Below are 13,628 nucleotides of genomic sequence, written 5' to 3' on the forward strand. Positions count from 1 at the left end.
CACGGCGCCGGAAGGGCAGCTATTACGGGCCGTTCGCCAGCGTCTGGGCGGTCAACCGGACGGTGAACGCCCTGCAGCGCGCCTTCCTGCTGCGCACCTGCACCGACAGCTACTACGAGAACCGCACCCGGCCCTGCCTGCTCTACCAGATCAAGCGTTGCTCCGGCCCCTGCACCGGCGAGATCTCGCTTCCCGACTATGCCGGCATGGCCGAATCGGCCAAGACCTTCCTCGCCGGCAAGTCGAACGCGGTCAAGGACCGGATGCGCGCCGAGATGCAGGAAGCCTCCGACGCGATGGCGTTCGAGCGCGCCGCGCGCTTCCGCGACCGGATCAGCGCGCTCTCGGCGATCCAGGGCGCGCAAGGGGTCAACACTCAAGGGGTCGAGGAGGCCGACGTGTTCGCGCTGGACGAGCAGGCCGGGCAGTTCTGCATCGAGGTGTTCTTCTTCCGCAACTTCCAGAACTGGGGCAACCGCGCCTACTTCCCCAAGGCCGACCGCTCCATGAGCCCGGACGAGGTGCTGGGCTCGTTCATCGGCCAGTTCTACGACGCGATGCCGGCGCCCCGCGTGGTGCTGACGAGCCACGCGGTGGAGGATGCCGAACTCGTGGCCGCCGCGCTCTCCAGCCGGGTCGCGTACCGGGTCGAGCTGCACCAGCCGCAGCGCGGCGAGCGCAAGGCGCTGGTCGCCTACGCGCAGCGCAACGCCAGGGAGGCGCTCGGCCGGCGGCTCGCCGACACCGCCTCGCAGGGCAAGCTGCTGGTCGCGCTCGGCCAGGCCTTCGCCCTGGAGCGGACGCCGCGCCGGATCGAGGTCTACGACAACTCGCACATCTCGGGCACGAACGCGGTGGGCGGGATGGTGGTCGCGGGGCCTGCCGGCTTCATGAAGACGCATTACCGCACCTTCAACATCAAGTCCGAGGAGCTGATTCCGGGCGACGATTACGGGATGATGCGCGAGGTGCTGCAGCGCCGCTTCAAGCGCCTCGTCAAGGAGGCGCCGCGCACCGTCGCCGAGGCGGCCGCCGCCGCGGCGGACGGCGCCGCACCGGAGCCGGTGCCCGAGGCGGTCGAGGATGCCGAGGGCTTTCCGGCCTGGCCCGACCTCGTGCTGATCGACGGCGGCAAGGGCCAGCTCGACGCCGCGCGCAAGGCCCTGGACGAGATCGGCGTCGCCGACGTGGCGCTCGTGGGCATCGCCAAGGGCCGCGACCGCGACGCCGGCCGCGAGACCTTCTTCATCCCCGGCCGCCCGGCCTTCAAGCTGCCGCCGCGCGACCCGACCCTGTACTTCGTGCAGCGCCTGCGCGACGAGGCGCACCGCTTCGCGATCGGCAGCCACCGGGCCAAGCGCAAGCGCGAGCTGGTGCGGAACCCCCTCGACGAGATCGCCGGCATCGGCCCGAGCCGCAAGCGCGCGCTCCTGCACCAATTCGGCACCGTCAAGGCGATCGAGCGCGCGGCGTTCGAGGACCTGGCCAGGACGCCGGGCGTCAACGCCGCCACCGCGCGGGCGGTCTACGATTTCTTTCATGCAGGGGGCTGAGGCGTGACCGACGGGCCGGAGCGGTTGACGCTCGGCAAGACGCGTGATTTCACCGCGCCGATGAATGCCGTCCTCCCCCGACGCCGGTCGCAGGCCTGGACGCTCGCGAACTGCCTGACCTACGGCCGGCTCGTGGCCGTGCCGGTGATGGTGGCGCTGCTGTTCTGGCCCGACGCGGTGACGACCCGCTTCACGGCGCTCGCGGTCTTCGTGGTCGCCGGGATCACCGACTACCTCGACGGCTACGTCGCGCGCACCTACGCGCAGAGCTCGGCGCTCGGGCGCATGCTCGACCCGATCGCCGACAAGCTGCTGGTCGCCGCCTGCCTGCTGATGCTGGTGGCCGACCGCACCATCGTCGGCGCCTCGGTCTGGGCGGCGATCGTCATCCTGTGCCGCGAGGTGCTGGTCTCGGGGCTTCGCGAGTACCTCGCCGAGCTGAAGGTCGGCCTGCCGGTGAGCCGGGTCGCCAAGTGGAAGACGGCGGTGCAGCTCGTGGCGCTCGGCTTCCTCGTCGCGGGCCCCGCCGGCGAGACGATCCTGCCGGGCACGGAGCGGATCGGCCTCGTGCTGCTCTGGCTCGCGGCGGCGCTCACCCTGTGGACCGGCTGGGACTACATGCGCGCCGGCATCAAGCACGTCATCGACGACCCGCGGTAGCGGTCGCGGACAGACCGAGGACGCCGCAGAGATGAAGCTCGTCTACTTCGCCTGGGTGCGCGAGCGCATCGGCCGGCCCGAGGAGGTCCTCACGCCGCCCTCTGAGGTGGCGACGGTCGCCGACCTGATCGGCTGGCTCAAGGGGCGGGGCGAGGAATACGCCTACGCCTTCGAGGATGCCGGCATCGTCCGTGCGGCGATCGACAAGGTCCACGCCAAGCCCGATGCGCCGATCGCGGGCGCACGCGAGATCGCGTTCTTCCCCCCGATGACGGGCGGTTAAGGTCGCAGCGAACGGCACCGCCTTCGGACGCGGGTTATTGCGTCCTTGCCCGGTCCACCACCGCGCGGGCGGCGGAAAAGGCCTCGTTGGCGTCGAGATGGGTGGTGTCGAGCAGCACCGCGTCGGCGGCGGCCCTGAGCGGCGCGGTTGTGCGGGCCGCATCGCGCGCATCGCGCGCCTCGATGTCGGCCAGGATCGCCGCCAGCGTCGTGTCCTCGCCGCGGTCCGCGAGTTCGCGGTGGCGGCGGCGTGCGCGCTCGGCGGCGGCGGCGGTGATGAACAGTTTTACCCGCGCGTCGGGACAGACCACGGTGCCGATGTCGCGCCCGTCCAGCACCGCGCCGGCGCTCGTCCCGGCGAAGCGTTGCTGCCACGCCAGCAACGCCGCGCGGACCGCCGGCACCGCCGAGATGCGCGAGGCCGCCTCCCCCATCGCCCGCTCGCGCAGGCGCGGGTCGGCGAGGCGGTCGGCGATCAGGCCGGCGGCCGCGCGGGCGGCGGCCGCCGCGTCGTCCAGCGACGCGCCCGCATCGATGAGCGTCAGCGCCACGCCGCGGTAGAGCAGGCCGGTGTCGAGATGCGGCAGGCCATAATGCCCGGCGAGGCGCCGGGCGAGCGTGCCCTTGCCCGACGCCGCCGGCCCGTCGATGGCGATGACCATCGGCATCGGGCTAGCCTCCGATGCGAGCGCCGAGCGCCCGCATCGTCGGCAGGAAGCTCGGGAAGCTCGTGGCGATCATCGCGCCGTCGTCGACGGTGACGGCATCGCGCGTCGCGAGACCCATCACCAGGAACGCCATCGCGATGCGATGGTCGAGGTGCGTCGCCACCGTGCCGCCGCCCCGCGGCGGGCTGCCTTCGCCGTGGACGATCAGGTCGTCGCCTTCGATCAGGTGCGCGACGCCGTTGACCCGCAGGCCGGCGGCGACCGCGGCGAGGCGATCCGATTCCTTCACCCGCAATTCGTGCAGGCCCTTCATCCGCGTGGTGCCCTCGGCGAAGGCGGCCGCGACCGCGAGCACCGGGTACTCGTCGATCATCGCCGGCGCCCGCTCGGCCGGCACGACGACGCCCTTGAGCCGGCTCGCGCGGACGCGCAGGTCCGCGACGGTCTCGCCGCCCTCCTCGCGCTCGCGCAGGCGCTCGATGTCGGCGCCCATCTCGATCAGGGTGGCGATCAGCCCGGTGCGCAGGGGGTTCATCATCACGGCCTCGATCGTGATCTCCGAGCCCGGCACGATCAGCGCCGCGACCAGCGGGAACGCGGCCGAGGAGGGATCGGCCGGCACCGCCACGCCGGTGCCGCGCAGCGTCGGCTGGCCGGTGAGCGCGACCGCGCGGCCGTGCCCGTCCGGCCCGTGCGGGGTCACCGAGACCTCGGCGCCGAACAGGCGCAGCATCCGCTCGGTGTGGTCGCGGGTGGCGGCGGCCTCGATCACCGTCGTGGTGCCCGGCGCGTTGAGGCCGGCGAGCAGCACCGCCGACTTGATCTGCGCCGAGGCGGCCGGCGTCGCGTAGGTGATCGGGATCGCCTCGCGCGGGCCCCGCAGCGTCAGCGGCACGCGGCCGCCCTCGGCCTCGGCGAGCACCTGCGTGCCCATCAGGCGCAGCGGGTCGAGGATGCGGCGCATCGGCCGCGAGCGCAGGGACGCGTCGCCGTCGAAGGTCGCGGTGACGGGCTGGCCGCCGACGACGCCCATCATCAGCCGCGAGCCGGTGCCGGCATTGCCGAAATCGAGGGTTTCGGACGGGTCGCCGAGGCCGCCGATGCCGACGCCGCGCACCACCCAGCGCCCCTCCCCCAGCCGCTCCATGCCCGCCCCGAGCGCCCGGGCGGCGGCGGCGGTGCGCAGCACGTCGTCGCCCTCCAGCAGGCCCTCCACCCGCGTCTCGCCGATCGCGAGCAGGCCGAGGATCATCGCCCGGTGCGAGATCGACTTGTCGCCGGGCGGGCGCAGGCGCCCGCGCAAGGGCGCGCCGGACGCGGCGGAGAGCGGGGTCGGCTCGGAATCGTGCGGCACGGGCAGGAAGCTTCGCAAGGGAACGTCGCGCGGCGACGTCGAGGGGGCCGGAGCACCGGGGGCCTTCGCGCCGCAACCGCGCCGCGCGGGCTCATGCGGGGGATCGGTTATCACGCGCGGTCCCGCCCGTCATCCGATCCGCGCCGCTACCGAAGCCGAGCCGGCGCGAAGAGTTCCGGCGATCGCGAGAAAGGGGGTTGAGTCGCGGCCGCGGCCCGCCTATAGAACCGCCCTCGCCGGCCGCCATCGCCGACCGGCGCCGGACCACCGCGGCACACCAGGGCCGCGGCGGATGAGCGTGGGGCCTTAGCTCAGCTGGGAGAGCGCTTCCATGGCATGGAAGAGGTCATCGGTTCGATCCCGTTAGGCTCCACCATCCTCCCCTTCGTTCTCCTTTTCCTGCCGCGACATCCGCATGCACCGGCCGGCCGGCGGCGCCTATCGCGGGTCCGGGCCCCGCTGCGTCCAGTATGGGTCCTCCTCCCGCTTGCGATGGCGATGATCGGTTCGGTGCGTCCCGTCTCGGCCGACGCCGCGCTCCCTGCCGACCCGGCGCCCGAGCTGATCGAGACCCTTCAGGCCCGCATCCTATCCGGCCACAGCGCCACCGCCGTGCTCGAAGCGTGGTGCGCCGAGCGCGGCCTCGCCGCCGAGGCACGCCTCGTCGCCCGCCGCGTCGCGAGCCCCGACAAACCCCTCGGCGCGGTCCGGCGCCTGCGGCTCGCGCTGGCTCCCGACGAGGTCGTCCGCTATCGACGGGTCCGGCTCGCCTGCGGTGACCACGTCCTGTCGGAGGCCGACAACTGGTACGTGCCCGGCCGTCTCACCCCCGCCATGAACGCGGCGCTCGACGAGACCGAGGCGCCGTTCGGCCGGGTCGTGCGTCCCCTCGAACCGACCCGGCGCAACGTTGCGCTCCGTCCGCTCCGCGAGCCCGGCGCCGGGCAGCCCGGCCCGGCCGACCCGCTGTTCGCGGTCGACGCCGTGCTCGCCACCGGCGCCGGGCTGCCGTTCTGCGAGGTCGCCGAGACCTATCTCGGGGCGGTGCTCGGGCGCGGGCCCTGGCGCCGCTGAGCCCGCTCGGTGGCGGGTTGCGGCGGCGGCCCCGCGGCGGCTATCTCCCGCCCGAACGCCCGAGGGACCGCCCGTGAGCCTGAGAACCGTTTCCTGCCCCGCCCTCCTCGCCCTCTGCCTCGCAGGCAGCGCCGTGCAGGCGCAGGCCGGCGACCCGGCGGGACTCTGGCTCACCGAGACGGGGGACTCGAAGGTGCGGCTGTCGCGCTGCGGCGCCGGCTATTGCGGCACCCTCGTCAGCACCGCCGGCCGGGGGTTGGATGCCAACAACCCCGATCCGGCGCTGCGCACGCGCAGCGTCGTCGGCGTACAGATCGTCAGCGCGACGAGCGCCACCGCGGACGGCTATTCCGGCACGCTCTACAACCCGAAGGACGGCAAGACCTATTCCGGCTCGCTCAGGATGACCGGGCCGGACGCAATCGAGGTCTCGGGCTGCGTGATGAGCGTGTTCTGCAAGCGCCAGACCTGGAAGCGGGCGGGCTGAGGCTTCACCCCGCCGCCACCGCCTCGGTGATCGCATCGAGCGCCGCCTGCGCGCCCGCGCCGTCGGGCCCGCCGGCCTGAGCCATGTCGCGGCGCCCGCCGCCGCCCTTGCCGCCGAGGGGGCCGGCGCCGGCCCTGACCAGGGCTACGGCGTCGTAGCGCCCGGTGAGGTCGGGGGTGACGCCGACCACGAGGCCGGCCTTGCCGTCGGCGCCGATCCCGACGATCGCGACGATGCCGGAGCCGAGCTTCTGTTTGCCGGCATCCGCCAGGCTCTTGAGGTCGCGCATCTCGACCCCTGCGATCGCCCGTGCCATCAGCTTGATGCCCGCGACCTCGCAGGCCTCGTCGCCACCCGCCGCGCCGCCCCCCATCGCGAGCTTCCGGCGCAGGTCCGAGACCTCGCGCTCCATCCGGCGGCGATCCTCGATCAGGCCGGCGAGCCGGTCCGACACCTCCGCCACCGGCGCCCTGAGCTGGGAGGCCAGCGCGCCGAGCGTGCGGCTCTCCTCGGCCCGGTGGCGGCGCGCGGCGTCGGCGGTCATCGCCTCGATGCGGCGCACGCCTGCGCCGACCGCGCTCTCCCCCAGGATCGTGATGATGCCGATGTCCCCTGTCCGGGCGGCGTGCGTGCCGCCGCAGAGCTCGATGGAGAAATGCGGCAGGCGCCCGGTCCCGGTCTCGGTGCCGGCCTCGTCCACCGGCCGGCCCATCGAGACGACGCGGACCTCCTCACCGTACTTCTCGCCGAACAGGGCGCGCGCGCCGGATTCGATCGCCTCGTCCACCGCCATCAGCTTGGTGACGATCGCGCCGTTCTGGAGCAGCACCGCGTTGGCGATGTCCTCGACGCGGGCGAGTTCCGCCGGCTCGATCGGCTTCGGGTGGCTGATGTCGAAGCGCAGGCGCTCGGGGGCGACCAGCGAGCCCTTCTGCGCGACGTGGTCGCCGAGCACCTGCCGCAGCGCCTCGTGCAGGAGGTGGGTGGCGGAGTGGTTGGCGCGGATCGCGGCTCGGCGGGCGTGATCGACCTTCAGCTCAACCGCCTGGGCCAGGCTCAGGGTCCCCGCCTCCACGGTGACGTGGTGGACGAACAGGTCGCCGAGCTTCTTCTCGGTGCCGGTGACGCGGGCCCTGAGGCCGGGCGCGGCGACCACGCCGGTGTCGCCGACCTGACCGCCGGACTCGGCGTAGAACGGCGTCTGGTTGACGAGCAGCAGCCCGCTCTCGCCGGCCGTCACGGCCTCGACCTCGGCGCCCTCGCGCAGCAAAGCCGTGACGACGCCCTCGGCGGCTTCGCTCGCGTAGCCGAGGAACTCGGTGGGGCCGGCGCGGTCCTTCACCGAAAACCACACCGTCTCGGTCGCGGCCTCGCCGGAGCCCTGCCACGCTGCGCGCGCCGCCTGCCGCTGGCGCTCCATCGCGAGCCCGAACGCGTCGGTGTCGACGCCGATGCCGCGGACCTTGAGCGCGTCCTGCGTCAGGTCGAGGGGGAAGCCGTAGGTGTCGTAGAGGGTGAAGGCCGTCTCGCCGTCGAGCTTCTGTCCGGCCGCGAGGTCGCGGGTCTCGGCGTCGAGGATCGCCAGCCCGCGTTCCAGGGTGCGGCGGAAGCGGGTCTCCTCCAGGCGCAGCGTCTCGGAAATGAGGCTCTCCGCGCGCACCAGTTCGGGATAGGCCCGCCCCATCTCGCGCACCAGCGTAGGCACGAGGCGGAACATCGCCGGCTCGCGCGAGCCCAGGAGTTCGAGGTGGCGCATGGCGCGGCGCAGGATGCGGCGCAGCACGTAGCCGCGGCCCTCGTTGCCCGGCAGCACGCCGTCGGCGATCAGGAAGCTGCCGGCGCGCAGGTGGTCGGCGATCACCCGGTAGGAAGCGACGTTCGATGCCTGCGGCGGCCGCCCGACGGCGTGGGACACCGCATCGATCAGCGCACGGAACAGGTCGGTCTCGTAGTTCGAGGTGACGCCCTGGAGGATCGCGGCCATGCGCTCCAGGCCCAGGCCGGTGTCGATCGAAGGACGCGGCAGGACCAGCCGGTTGCCCGGCTCGACCTGCTCGTACTGCATGAACACGAGGTTCCAGAATTCGAGGAAGCGGTCGCCGTCCTCGTCCGGCGAGCCGGGCGGGCCGCCGGCGAGCCCCGGCCCCTGGTCGATGAAGATCTCCGAGCACGGCCCGCACGGGCCGGTATCGCCCATCTGCCAGAAGTTGTCCGACGTGCCGATGCGGATGATCCGGTCGTCGGAGAACCCGGCGATCTTCCGCCACAGCGTGGCCGCCTCGTCGTCGTCGGCATAGACCGTGACGAGCAGGCGGTCCGGCTTCAGGCCGAACTCCTTCGTGATGAGGGTCCAGGCCAGCTCGATCGCCTGCGGCTTGAAGTAGTCGCCGAAGGAGAAGTTGCCGAGCATCTCGAAGAAGGTGTGGTGGCGCGCGGTGTAGCCGACGTTGTCGAGGTCGTTGTGCTTGCCGCCGGCCCGGACGCATTTCTGCGCAGTGGTCGCCTTCGCGTAGGGGCGCTTCTCGACGCCGGTGAACACGTTCTTGAACTGTACCATCCCGGCGTTGGTGAACATCAGCGTCGGGTCGTTTTTCGGCACCAGCGACGACGAGGGCACGACCGCGTGCCCCGCGCCCGCGAAGTAGTCGAGGAAGGCCGACCGGATCTCGTTGACGCCGCTCATCGGATAACTCTGTGCTGGGCCGGGCTTTTTCATGCGACGACGAACGGCTGCGCGGGCCGTCCGTCGTCAAGAGCGCCCTCTTAAGGAGGGACGCGGCGCAAGTCACGGGTGCTTCACGGCGACGGTTCCGGCGTGCCGCGGCGGAACGGCCGGTCCGTCGCCGGGTCGGCCCAACCTCGGCCGTGTTGTCGCCACATCTGTCAAGCCAGATCGGGCGGTGGCGCCGTCGTCGGCGCGGAAACGGGATCTTCGAGTCGCACATGCAGGGCCGCACCGCCGGATCGTCTCGCAAGGCTACGAACATCGCCAACCCTGTCGCGAAAGGCCGCTTCGGGGCCGGTGCGTGCGACTGCATCACCCTGTCCAACCCGGTCGGGCGCGGTCATGGCAGCCGCCCGGCGCTCGCCCGCTCGGTCCTGTCGATGTCGCTGTTCGCCGGGGCCCTGAGCGCCCTGCTGATCGGGTCGGGCGTCGAGCTCGGCAAGATCGGCCTGGAGCAGGCGGTGTCCTCGGCGCAGGCGGCCACCGAGATCCCGATGCCGCGTCCGCGCATCCAGGCGAGCGCGATGCCGGCGCCGGCCGCCGAGACGTCGATGGTGCTGCGCGCCTCCTCCGCCTTCGCCGCGGTCCACGACCTCGACACGGAACTCGGCTCGAACGCCGTCGACCGGGTCTCCTACGACGTCCTGCTCTCCGCGAGCGCCGGCGGCGACCCGAACGACGTCCTTCAATTCGGGCCGATGAAGATCCGGCGCCACCTCGTCCAGACCATCGTGCGCGCGGCCCAAGCCGTGCAGACCGATCCCGTCCTGCTGATGGCGGTCGCCGACAAGGAATCGAGCTTCATCACCGCCGTGCAGGCCAAGACCTCGTCGGCGACCGGCCTGTACCAGTTCATCGAGCGGACCTGGCTCGGCTGCGTGCGCGACTTCGGGCCGCGATACGGCCTGGAGAAGGACGCCGCGCTGATCGTGGCCGACGCCAACGACCGCCCGTCGGTGGCCGAGCCCGCCGAGCGCACCCGCATCCTCGAACTGCGCCGCGACCCCTACCTGTCGGCGCTGATGGCCGGCGAGATGCTGAAGCGCGACGCCGCGCGGATCGCCCTGCGGATCGGGCGCGAGCTGTCGCTCGGCGAGGTCTACCTCGCCCACTTCCTCGGACCGGACGACGCGGAGTCGTTCCTCGCCAAGGTCGTGGACAAGCCGGGCGCCGCCGCGGCCCAGCTCCTGCCGGGGCCGGCGCGGGCCAACCGCACGATCTTCTTCTCGGCCGAGCGCGGCCGCCGCAAGAAGGCCGCGAGCCTGTCCGTCGCCCAGGTCCACGAGAAGTTCGAGGCGATGATGAGCGCCCGCGGCGCGCGCTACCGCGACGTCCGCGCGGTGTCCGGCGTGCTGGCCTACGCCGACGCGGACGCCGCCCCGTAGGCGGATGCGGCGGGCTGAATCGTCGGCCGCGCGCAACTGACGGCGCTTTCCCGACTTCCTTCCTCGAGCGATCCCGCATCCGCGGCACGCGCGGCGAACGATTGCGGGGGCCGTTCTTGACGAAACCGATCCGCCACCGGCCCATCGACACCCTGAGCCCCGACATCCCGCTCGACCGGATCGGGGAGACGTTGGCGTCGTTCTACGACAGCCTCGTCTCCGAGGGCGTTCCCGAGCACCTGGCCGTGCTCGTGCGCAAGGTCCGGCAATCGGAGGCCGATGCCGCGGCCGCCGCCGAACCGCCCGCGGCCGCGCCGCGCCGCGCGCGCGTCGCCCTCGTCGTCGAGGACGATCCCGGGGTCCGTGCGCTGGCCGAGGCGTTGCTCGAGGAGAGCGAACTCTCCGTCGTCGGCTGCGACAGCGCCGAGGCGGCGCTTGCGGTGCTGCAGGCGCGGGGCGGCGAGGTCGCCCTGGTCTTCGCCGACATCCGCCTCGCCGGCGCGATGGACGGCCTGCAACTCGCCCACGCCGTGGCGACCCTGTGGCCGCGCGCACGGCTCGTCGTCACCTCCGGCCACTGCGTCGGCCGGCCGGAGATCCCCCCCGAAGCGGTCTTCATCCAGAAGCCGTGGCGGCCCTTCCAGGTGCTGGTGGAGGCCGAGCGCGCGACGCTCCAACCGGCACCGCCGGTCGCCTGACCGCGGACGGGTCCGGCTCCCTGCCGGCTCCGGCGGCGCATACCGGTCTTGCGGCAAAAGCCATCGCAGCGGAAAGCCTTCCCGGTCTCTGCCGTGACGCCCATCGGCCCGGGACGCCGCACGGCCACGGCACGAAATCGGCGCGCGCCGCGCCTCCGTTCTCGGGCGCGGAACTTGCAGAGCGACGTGTCCGCGGAGTCCGACGTCCTTGCCGATCCTGTCCGTCCGGCACGTCACCGTGTACCGCTACCGCCGGCCGGTCGCCTTCGGCGAGCACCGAATCATGTTCCGGCCGCGGGACAGCTACGACCAGCGCCTGATCGAGGCGACCCTCGACATCGCGCCGCAGCCCTCCTCGCTGCGCTGGATGTTCGACGTGTTCGGCAACTGCGTTGCGGTGGCGAACTTCGATCGCCGCAGCGACACCCTGAGCTTCACCTGCGGCATCACCCTCGACCACACCCCCGAGCACGCCCCGGTCTTCCCGCTGGCGCCGCACGCGACGCATTACCCGTTCGGATACGGCGCCGAGGACATGCCGGATCTCTCGCGTTCGATCGAGCGGCAATGGCCGGACGCCCACCACGTGGTCGATGCCTGGGCACGGGGCTTCGTCCCCGCCGACGGGCGCATCCCGACGCAGGACCTGCTCGCCGAGATGACGCGCAGCGTGCGGCGCAACTTCACCTACCTCGCCCGCAGCGAGAAGGGCGTGCAGAACCCGGTGACGACGCTGCGGCTCAAGCGCGGCTCGTGCCGGGACTTCGCGGTCCTGATGATGGAGGGCGTGCGCGCGCTCGGCATGGCCGCCCGCTTCGTCTCCGGCTACCTCTACAACCCGCGCAACGACCGCGACCGCCATGTCGGCGGCGGCTCGACCCATGCCTGGGTCGGCGTCTATCTCCCCGGGGCCGGCTGGATCGAGTTCGACCCGACCAACGGCATCGTCGGCAACCGCGACCTGATCCGCGTCGCCTTCGCGCGCGATCCGCGGCAGGCGGTGCCGCTGCACGGCTCGTATTTCGGCCTCGCGAGCGACGACCTCGGCATGCGCGTCGACGTCGCCGTGACCGAGGAAGCGGCGCAGGCGTCGACGCCGGGCGTCGTCTCGGCCCGGTGAAACCCCCGAGCTCCGGCGCGGAGACGCTCGGTGCGCGATTCGTTTGACGAGGACGGTCAGTTGGGTGCGATGAAGATCAGGACCGGTTTCGAGATCGCCTTCGACGCGGCGCAGCCGACCCCGATGATCCTGATGCTCAGCATCCACCCGTCCCGGCTGCCCGACCTGCTGACGCCGCAGGCGATCCGCTTCGATCCGCCGATCCCCTGCCGCCAGTACGGCGACGCCTTCGGCAACATCTGCCACCGCCTCGTCACGCCGGTCGGCCTGCTGACCATCTCCGCCGACTTCACGGTGCTGGATTCCGGGCTGCACGACGACGTCGCGCCCGACGCCCGCCAAGTCGCGGTGCAGGACCTGCCCGACGACGTCCTCGTCTACCTCCTCGGCTCGCGCTACTGCGACACCGACAAGCTCTCACAGACCGCGTGGTCGCTGTTTGCCGGCACGCCGGAGGGCTGGTCGCGGGTGCAGGCGATCGTCGATTACGTCCACGAGCGCATCCGCTTCGACTACCAGCGCGCCGACGCGACCCGCACCGCCCATGACGGCTTCATGCAGCGCGAGGGCGTCTGCCGCGACTTCGCGCATCTGGCCGTCACGTTCTGCCGCTGCATGAACATCCCGGCGCGCTATTGCACCGGTTATCTCGGCGACGTCGGCGTGCCGAAGGACCCGGCGCCGATGGATTTCTCCGCGTGGTTCGAGGTCTATCTCGAAGGTGCCCAGGGGGGACGCTGGTACACGTTCGATGCCCGCCACAACGCGCCGCGCATCGGCCGCATCCTGATGGCGCGCGGGCGCGACGCCACCGACGTCGCGATCACCACGAACTTCGGCTATGTGCACCTCGCCCGCTTCGACGTGCACACCGACGCGGTTTTCTGAGCTCGTCCGGCGAGGCGGTCGATCGGCTGGGCTTGAAGGGCGCGAAGCCGCGAGCGGTAAGGTCGAAGCCGAACCTTGATGGTCAGGCAGAGCGTCTGCCGACGCAGGGGACGTCTGCGTATTCCCGCGCGGGACGAAATCTTCGCGTGTCCCAGAATCTTCGCAGACCTGTGGAACCGGCGCCCTACGCTCACGCTTGTCATGGCAAAGGTTACTGCACAGGTAGGCCCCATCATGAAGACCTCCGCCGCCCTCGCCGCTCTCCTCGGATTGTCGATTGCCGCCAGCGCGCCGGCCATGGCCGCCTCGAACTACGATCCCTTCGGGACCGACGCCTTCGACGGCTACGACCAGGATCAGTCCTACGGCTACCAGGGCACGCCGAGCCGTGACTATTACGGGCAGCAGCCGGTCTACGCTCCGGGCTACGGCCAGGGCGTGCAGGCCGCGCCGCAGGCCCAGGTTCAGCCGATCCCCCGCGAGATCGTCGGCTTCAACGCCAACTACGCCCCCGGCACCGTCGTCGTCTCCACCGCCGAGCGCCGGCTCTACTTCGTGATGCCGAACGGCGAGGCGATCCGCTACGGCGTCGGCGTCGGTCGCCCCGGCTTCACATGGTCCGGCACCAAGACCGTGACCGCCAAGAAGGAGTGGCCGTCGTGGACGCCGCCGGCCGCGATGATCGCCCGCCGCCCCGACCTGCCGCGCTACATGGCCGGCGGCATCGAGAACCC

General features: G+C 72.1%; 13 protein-coding genes and 1 tRNA gene. 11 read left to right on the forward strand and 3 right to left on the reverse strand.

Annotation, left to right across the window (positions count from 1 at the left end):
• The 3 genes from ACFE86_RS16345 to moaD all read left to right on the forward strand — a co-directional run.
• On the forward strand, positions 1-1,553 hold a 1,553-nt coding region (locus ACFE86_RS16345; RefSeq protein WP_375456386.1), incomplete at its 5' end, for an excinuclease ABC subunit UvrC.
• A 60-nt stretch (positions 1,554-1,613) separates the two neighbouring features.
• Positions 1,614-2,213 carry a CDP-diacylglycerol--glycerol-3-phosphate 3-phosphatidyltransferase gene (gene pgsA / locus ACFE86_RS16350; protein WP_375456395.1) on the forward strand — a complete coding sequence of 200 codons (600 nt, stop codon included), beginning with the start codon at positions 1,614-1,616 and terminating at the stop codon, positions 2,211-2,213.
• Positions 2,214-2,244: 31 nt separating this feature from the next.
• Positions 2,245-2,496 carry a molybdopterin converting factor subunit 1 gene (moaD, locus tag ACFE86_RS16355; protein ID WP_375456387.1) on the forward strand — a complete coding sequence of 84 codons (252 nt, stop codon included), beginning with the start codon at positions 2,245-2,247 and terminating at the stop codon, positions 2,494-2,496.
• Positions 2,497-2,530: 34 nt separating this feature from the next.
• On the opposite strand, the gene cmk is transcribed toward moaD, so the two are convergent.
• Positions 2,531-3,163, reverse strand: a complete 633-nt coding sequence (gene cmk, locus ACFE86_RS16360; RefSeq protein WP_375456388.1) for a (d)CMP kinase — start codon at positions 3,161-3,163, stop codon at positions 2,531-2,533.
• 4 nt (positions 3,164-3,167) lie between these two features.
• Complete coding sequence (aroA, locus tag ACFE86_RS16365) at positions 3,168-4,517, reverse strand: 3-phosphoshikimate 1-carboxyvinyltransferase (protein ID WP_375456396.1); 1,350 nt, start codon at positions 4,515-4,517, stop codon at positions 3,168-3,170.
• Positions 4,518-4,817: 300 nt separating this feature from the next.
• Here aroA and ACFE86_RS16370 point away from each other — a divergent pair.
• The 3 genes from ACFE86_RS16370 to ACFE86_RS16380 all read left to right on the forward strand — a co-directional run bounded on the left by ACFE86_RS16370 (position 4,818) and on the right by ACFE86_RS16380 (position 6,078).
• Positions 4,818-4,893, forward strand: a tRNA-Ala gene (locus ACFE86_RS16370).
• A gap of 134 nt (positions 4,894-5,027) precedes the next feature.
• Entirely contained in the window at positions 5,028-5,591 is a 564-nt protein-coding gene (locus ACFE86_RS16375; protein ID WP_375456389.1) for a hypothetical protein, read from the forward strand.
• A 73-nt stretch (positions 5,592-5,664) separates the two neighbouring features.
• A complete protein-coding gene (locus ACFE86_RS16380; protein WP_375456390.1) occupies positions 5,665-6,078 on the forward strand; it encodes a DUF2147 domain-containing protein in 414 nt (137 codons plus the stop codon).
• 4 nt (positions 6,079-6,082) lie between these two features.
• Here the strand turns inward: ACFE86_RS16380 and alaS are convergent, their stop codons facing one another.
• A complete protein-coding gene (gene alaS, locus ACFE86_RS16385) occupies positions 6,083-8,761 on the reverse strand; it encodes an alanine--tRNA ligase (RefSeq protein WP_375456391.1) in 2,679 nt (892 codons plus the stop codon).
• A 260-nt stretch (positions 8,762-9,021) separates the two neighbouring features.
• Here alaS and ACFE86_RS16390 point away from each other — a divergent pair, with 260 nt between their 5' ends.
• From ACFE86_RS16390 to ACFE86_RS16410, 5 genes are all read left to right on the forward strand, one after another.
• The gene (locus tag ACFE86_RS16390) at positions 9,022-10,188 is read left to right on the forward strand and encodes a transglycosylase SLT domain-containing protein (RefSeq protein WP_375456392.1); all 1,167 of its coding nucleotides are present in this window, start codon (positions 9,022-9,024) and stop codon (positions 10,186-10,188) included.
• Between the two features lie 164 nt (positions 10,189-10,352).
• Positions 10,353-10,886 (forward strand): response regulator, encoded by a 534-nt coding sequence (locus tag ACFE86_RS16395; protein ID WP_375456397.1) that lies wholly within the window; start codon positions 10,353-10,355, stop codon positions 10,884-10,886.
• Positions 10,887-11,094: 208 nt separating this feature from the next.
• On the forward strand, positions 11,095-12,006 hold the full coding sequence (locus tag ACFE86_RS16400; protein ID WP_375456393.1) for a transglutaminase N-terminal domain-containing protein: 912 nt from the start codon (positions 11,095-11,097) through the stop codon (positions 12,004-12,006).
• A gap of 69 nt (positions 12,007-12,075) precedes the next feature.
• On the forward strand, positions 12,076-12,894 hold the full coding sequence (locus ACFE86_RS16405) for a transglutaminase family protein (RefSeq protein WP_375456398.1): 819 nt from the start codon (positions 12,076-12,078) through the stop codon (positions 12,892-12,894).
• A gap of 234 nt (positions 12,895-13,128) precedes the next feature.
• Positions 13,129-13,628 (forward strand): L,D-transpeptidase (locus ACFE86_RS16410; RefSeq protein ID WP_375456394.1); only part of this gene is annotated, 500 nt, incomplete at its 3' end.

Origin of the sequence: uncultured Methylobacterium sp., from assembly GCF_964244095.1 — a bacterium.
Classification (GTDB): Bacteria; Pseudomonadota; Alphaproteobacteria; order Rhizobiales; family Beijerinckiaceae; genus Methylobacterium.

Excerpts from the sequence above, each read along its gene's own strand:
- pgsA (WP_375456395.1), top strand. The coding sequence starts at position 1,614 with ATGAATGCCGTCCTCCCCCGACGCCGGTCGCAGGCCTGGACGCTCGCG.
- moaD (WP_375456387.1), top strand. The coding sequence starts at position 2,245 with ATGAAGCTCGTCTACTTCGCCTGGGTGCGCGAGCGCATCGGCCGGCCC.
- cmk (WP_375456388.1), bottom strand. The coding sequence starts at position 3,163 with ATGCCGATGGTCATCGCCATCGACGGGCCGGCGGCGTCGGGCAAGGGC.
- alaS (WP_375456391.1), bottom strand. The coding sequence starts at position 8,761 with ATGAGCGGCGTCAACGAGATCCGGTCGGCCTTCCTCGACTACTTCGCG.
- ACFE86_RS16390 (WP_375456392.1), top strand. The coding sequence starts at position 9,022 with ATGCAGGGCCGCACCGCCGGATCGTCTCGCAAGGCTACGAACATCGCC.
- ACFE86_RS16405 (WP_375456398.1), top strand. The coding sequence starts at position 12,076 with ATGAAGATCAGGACCGGTTTCGAGATCGCCTTCGACGCGGCGCAGCCG.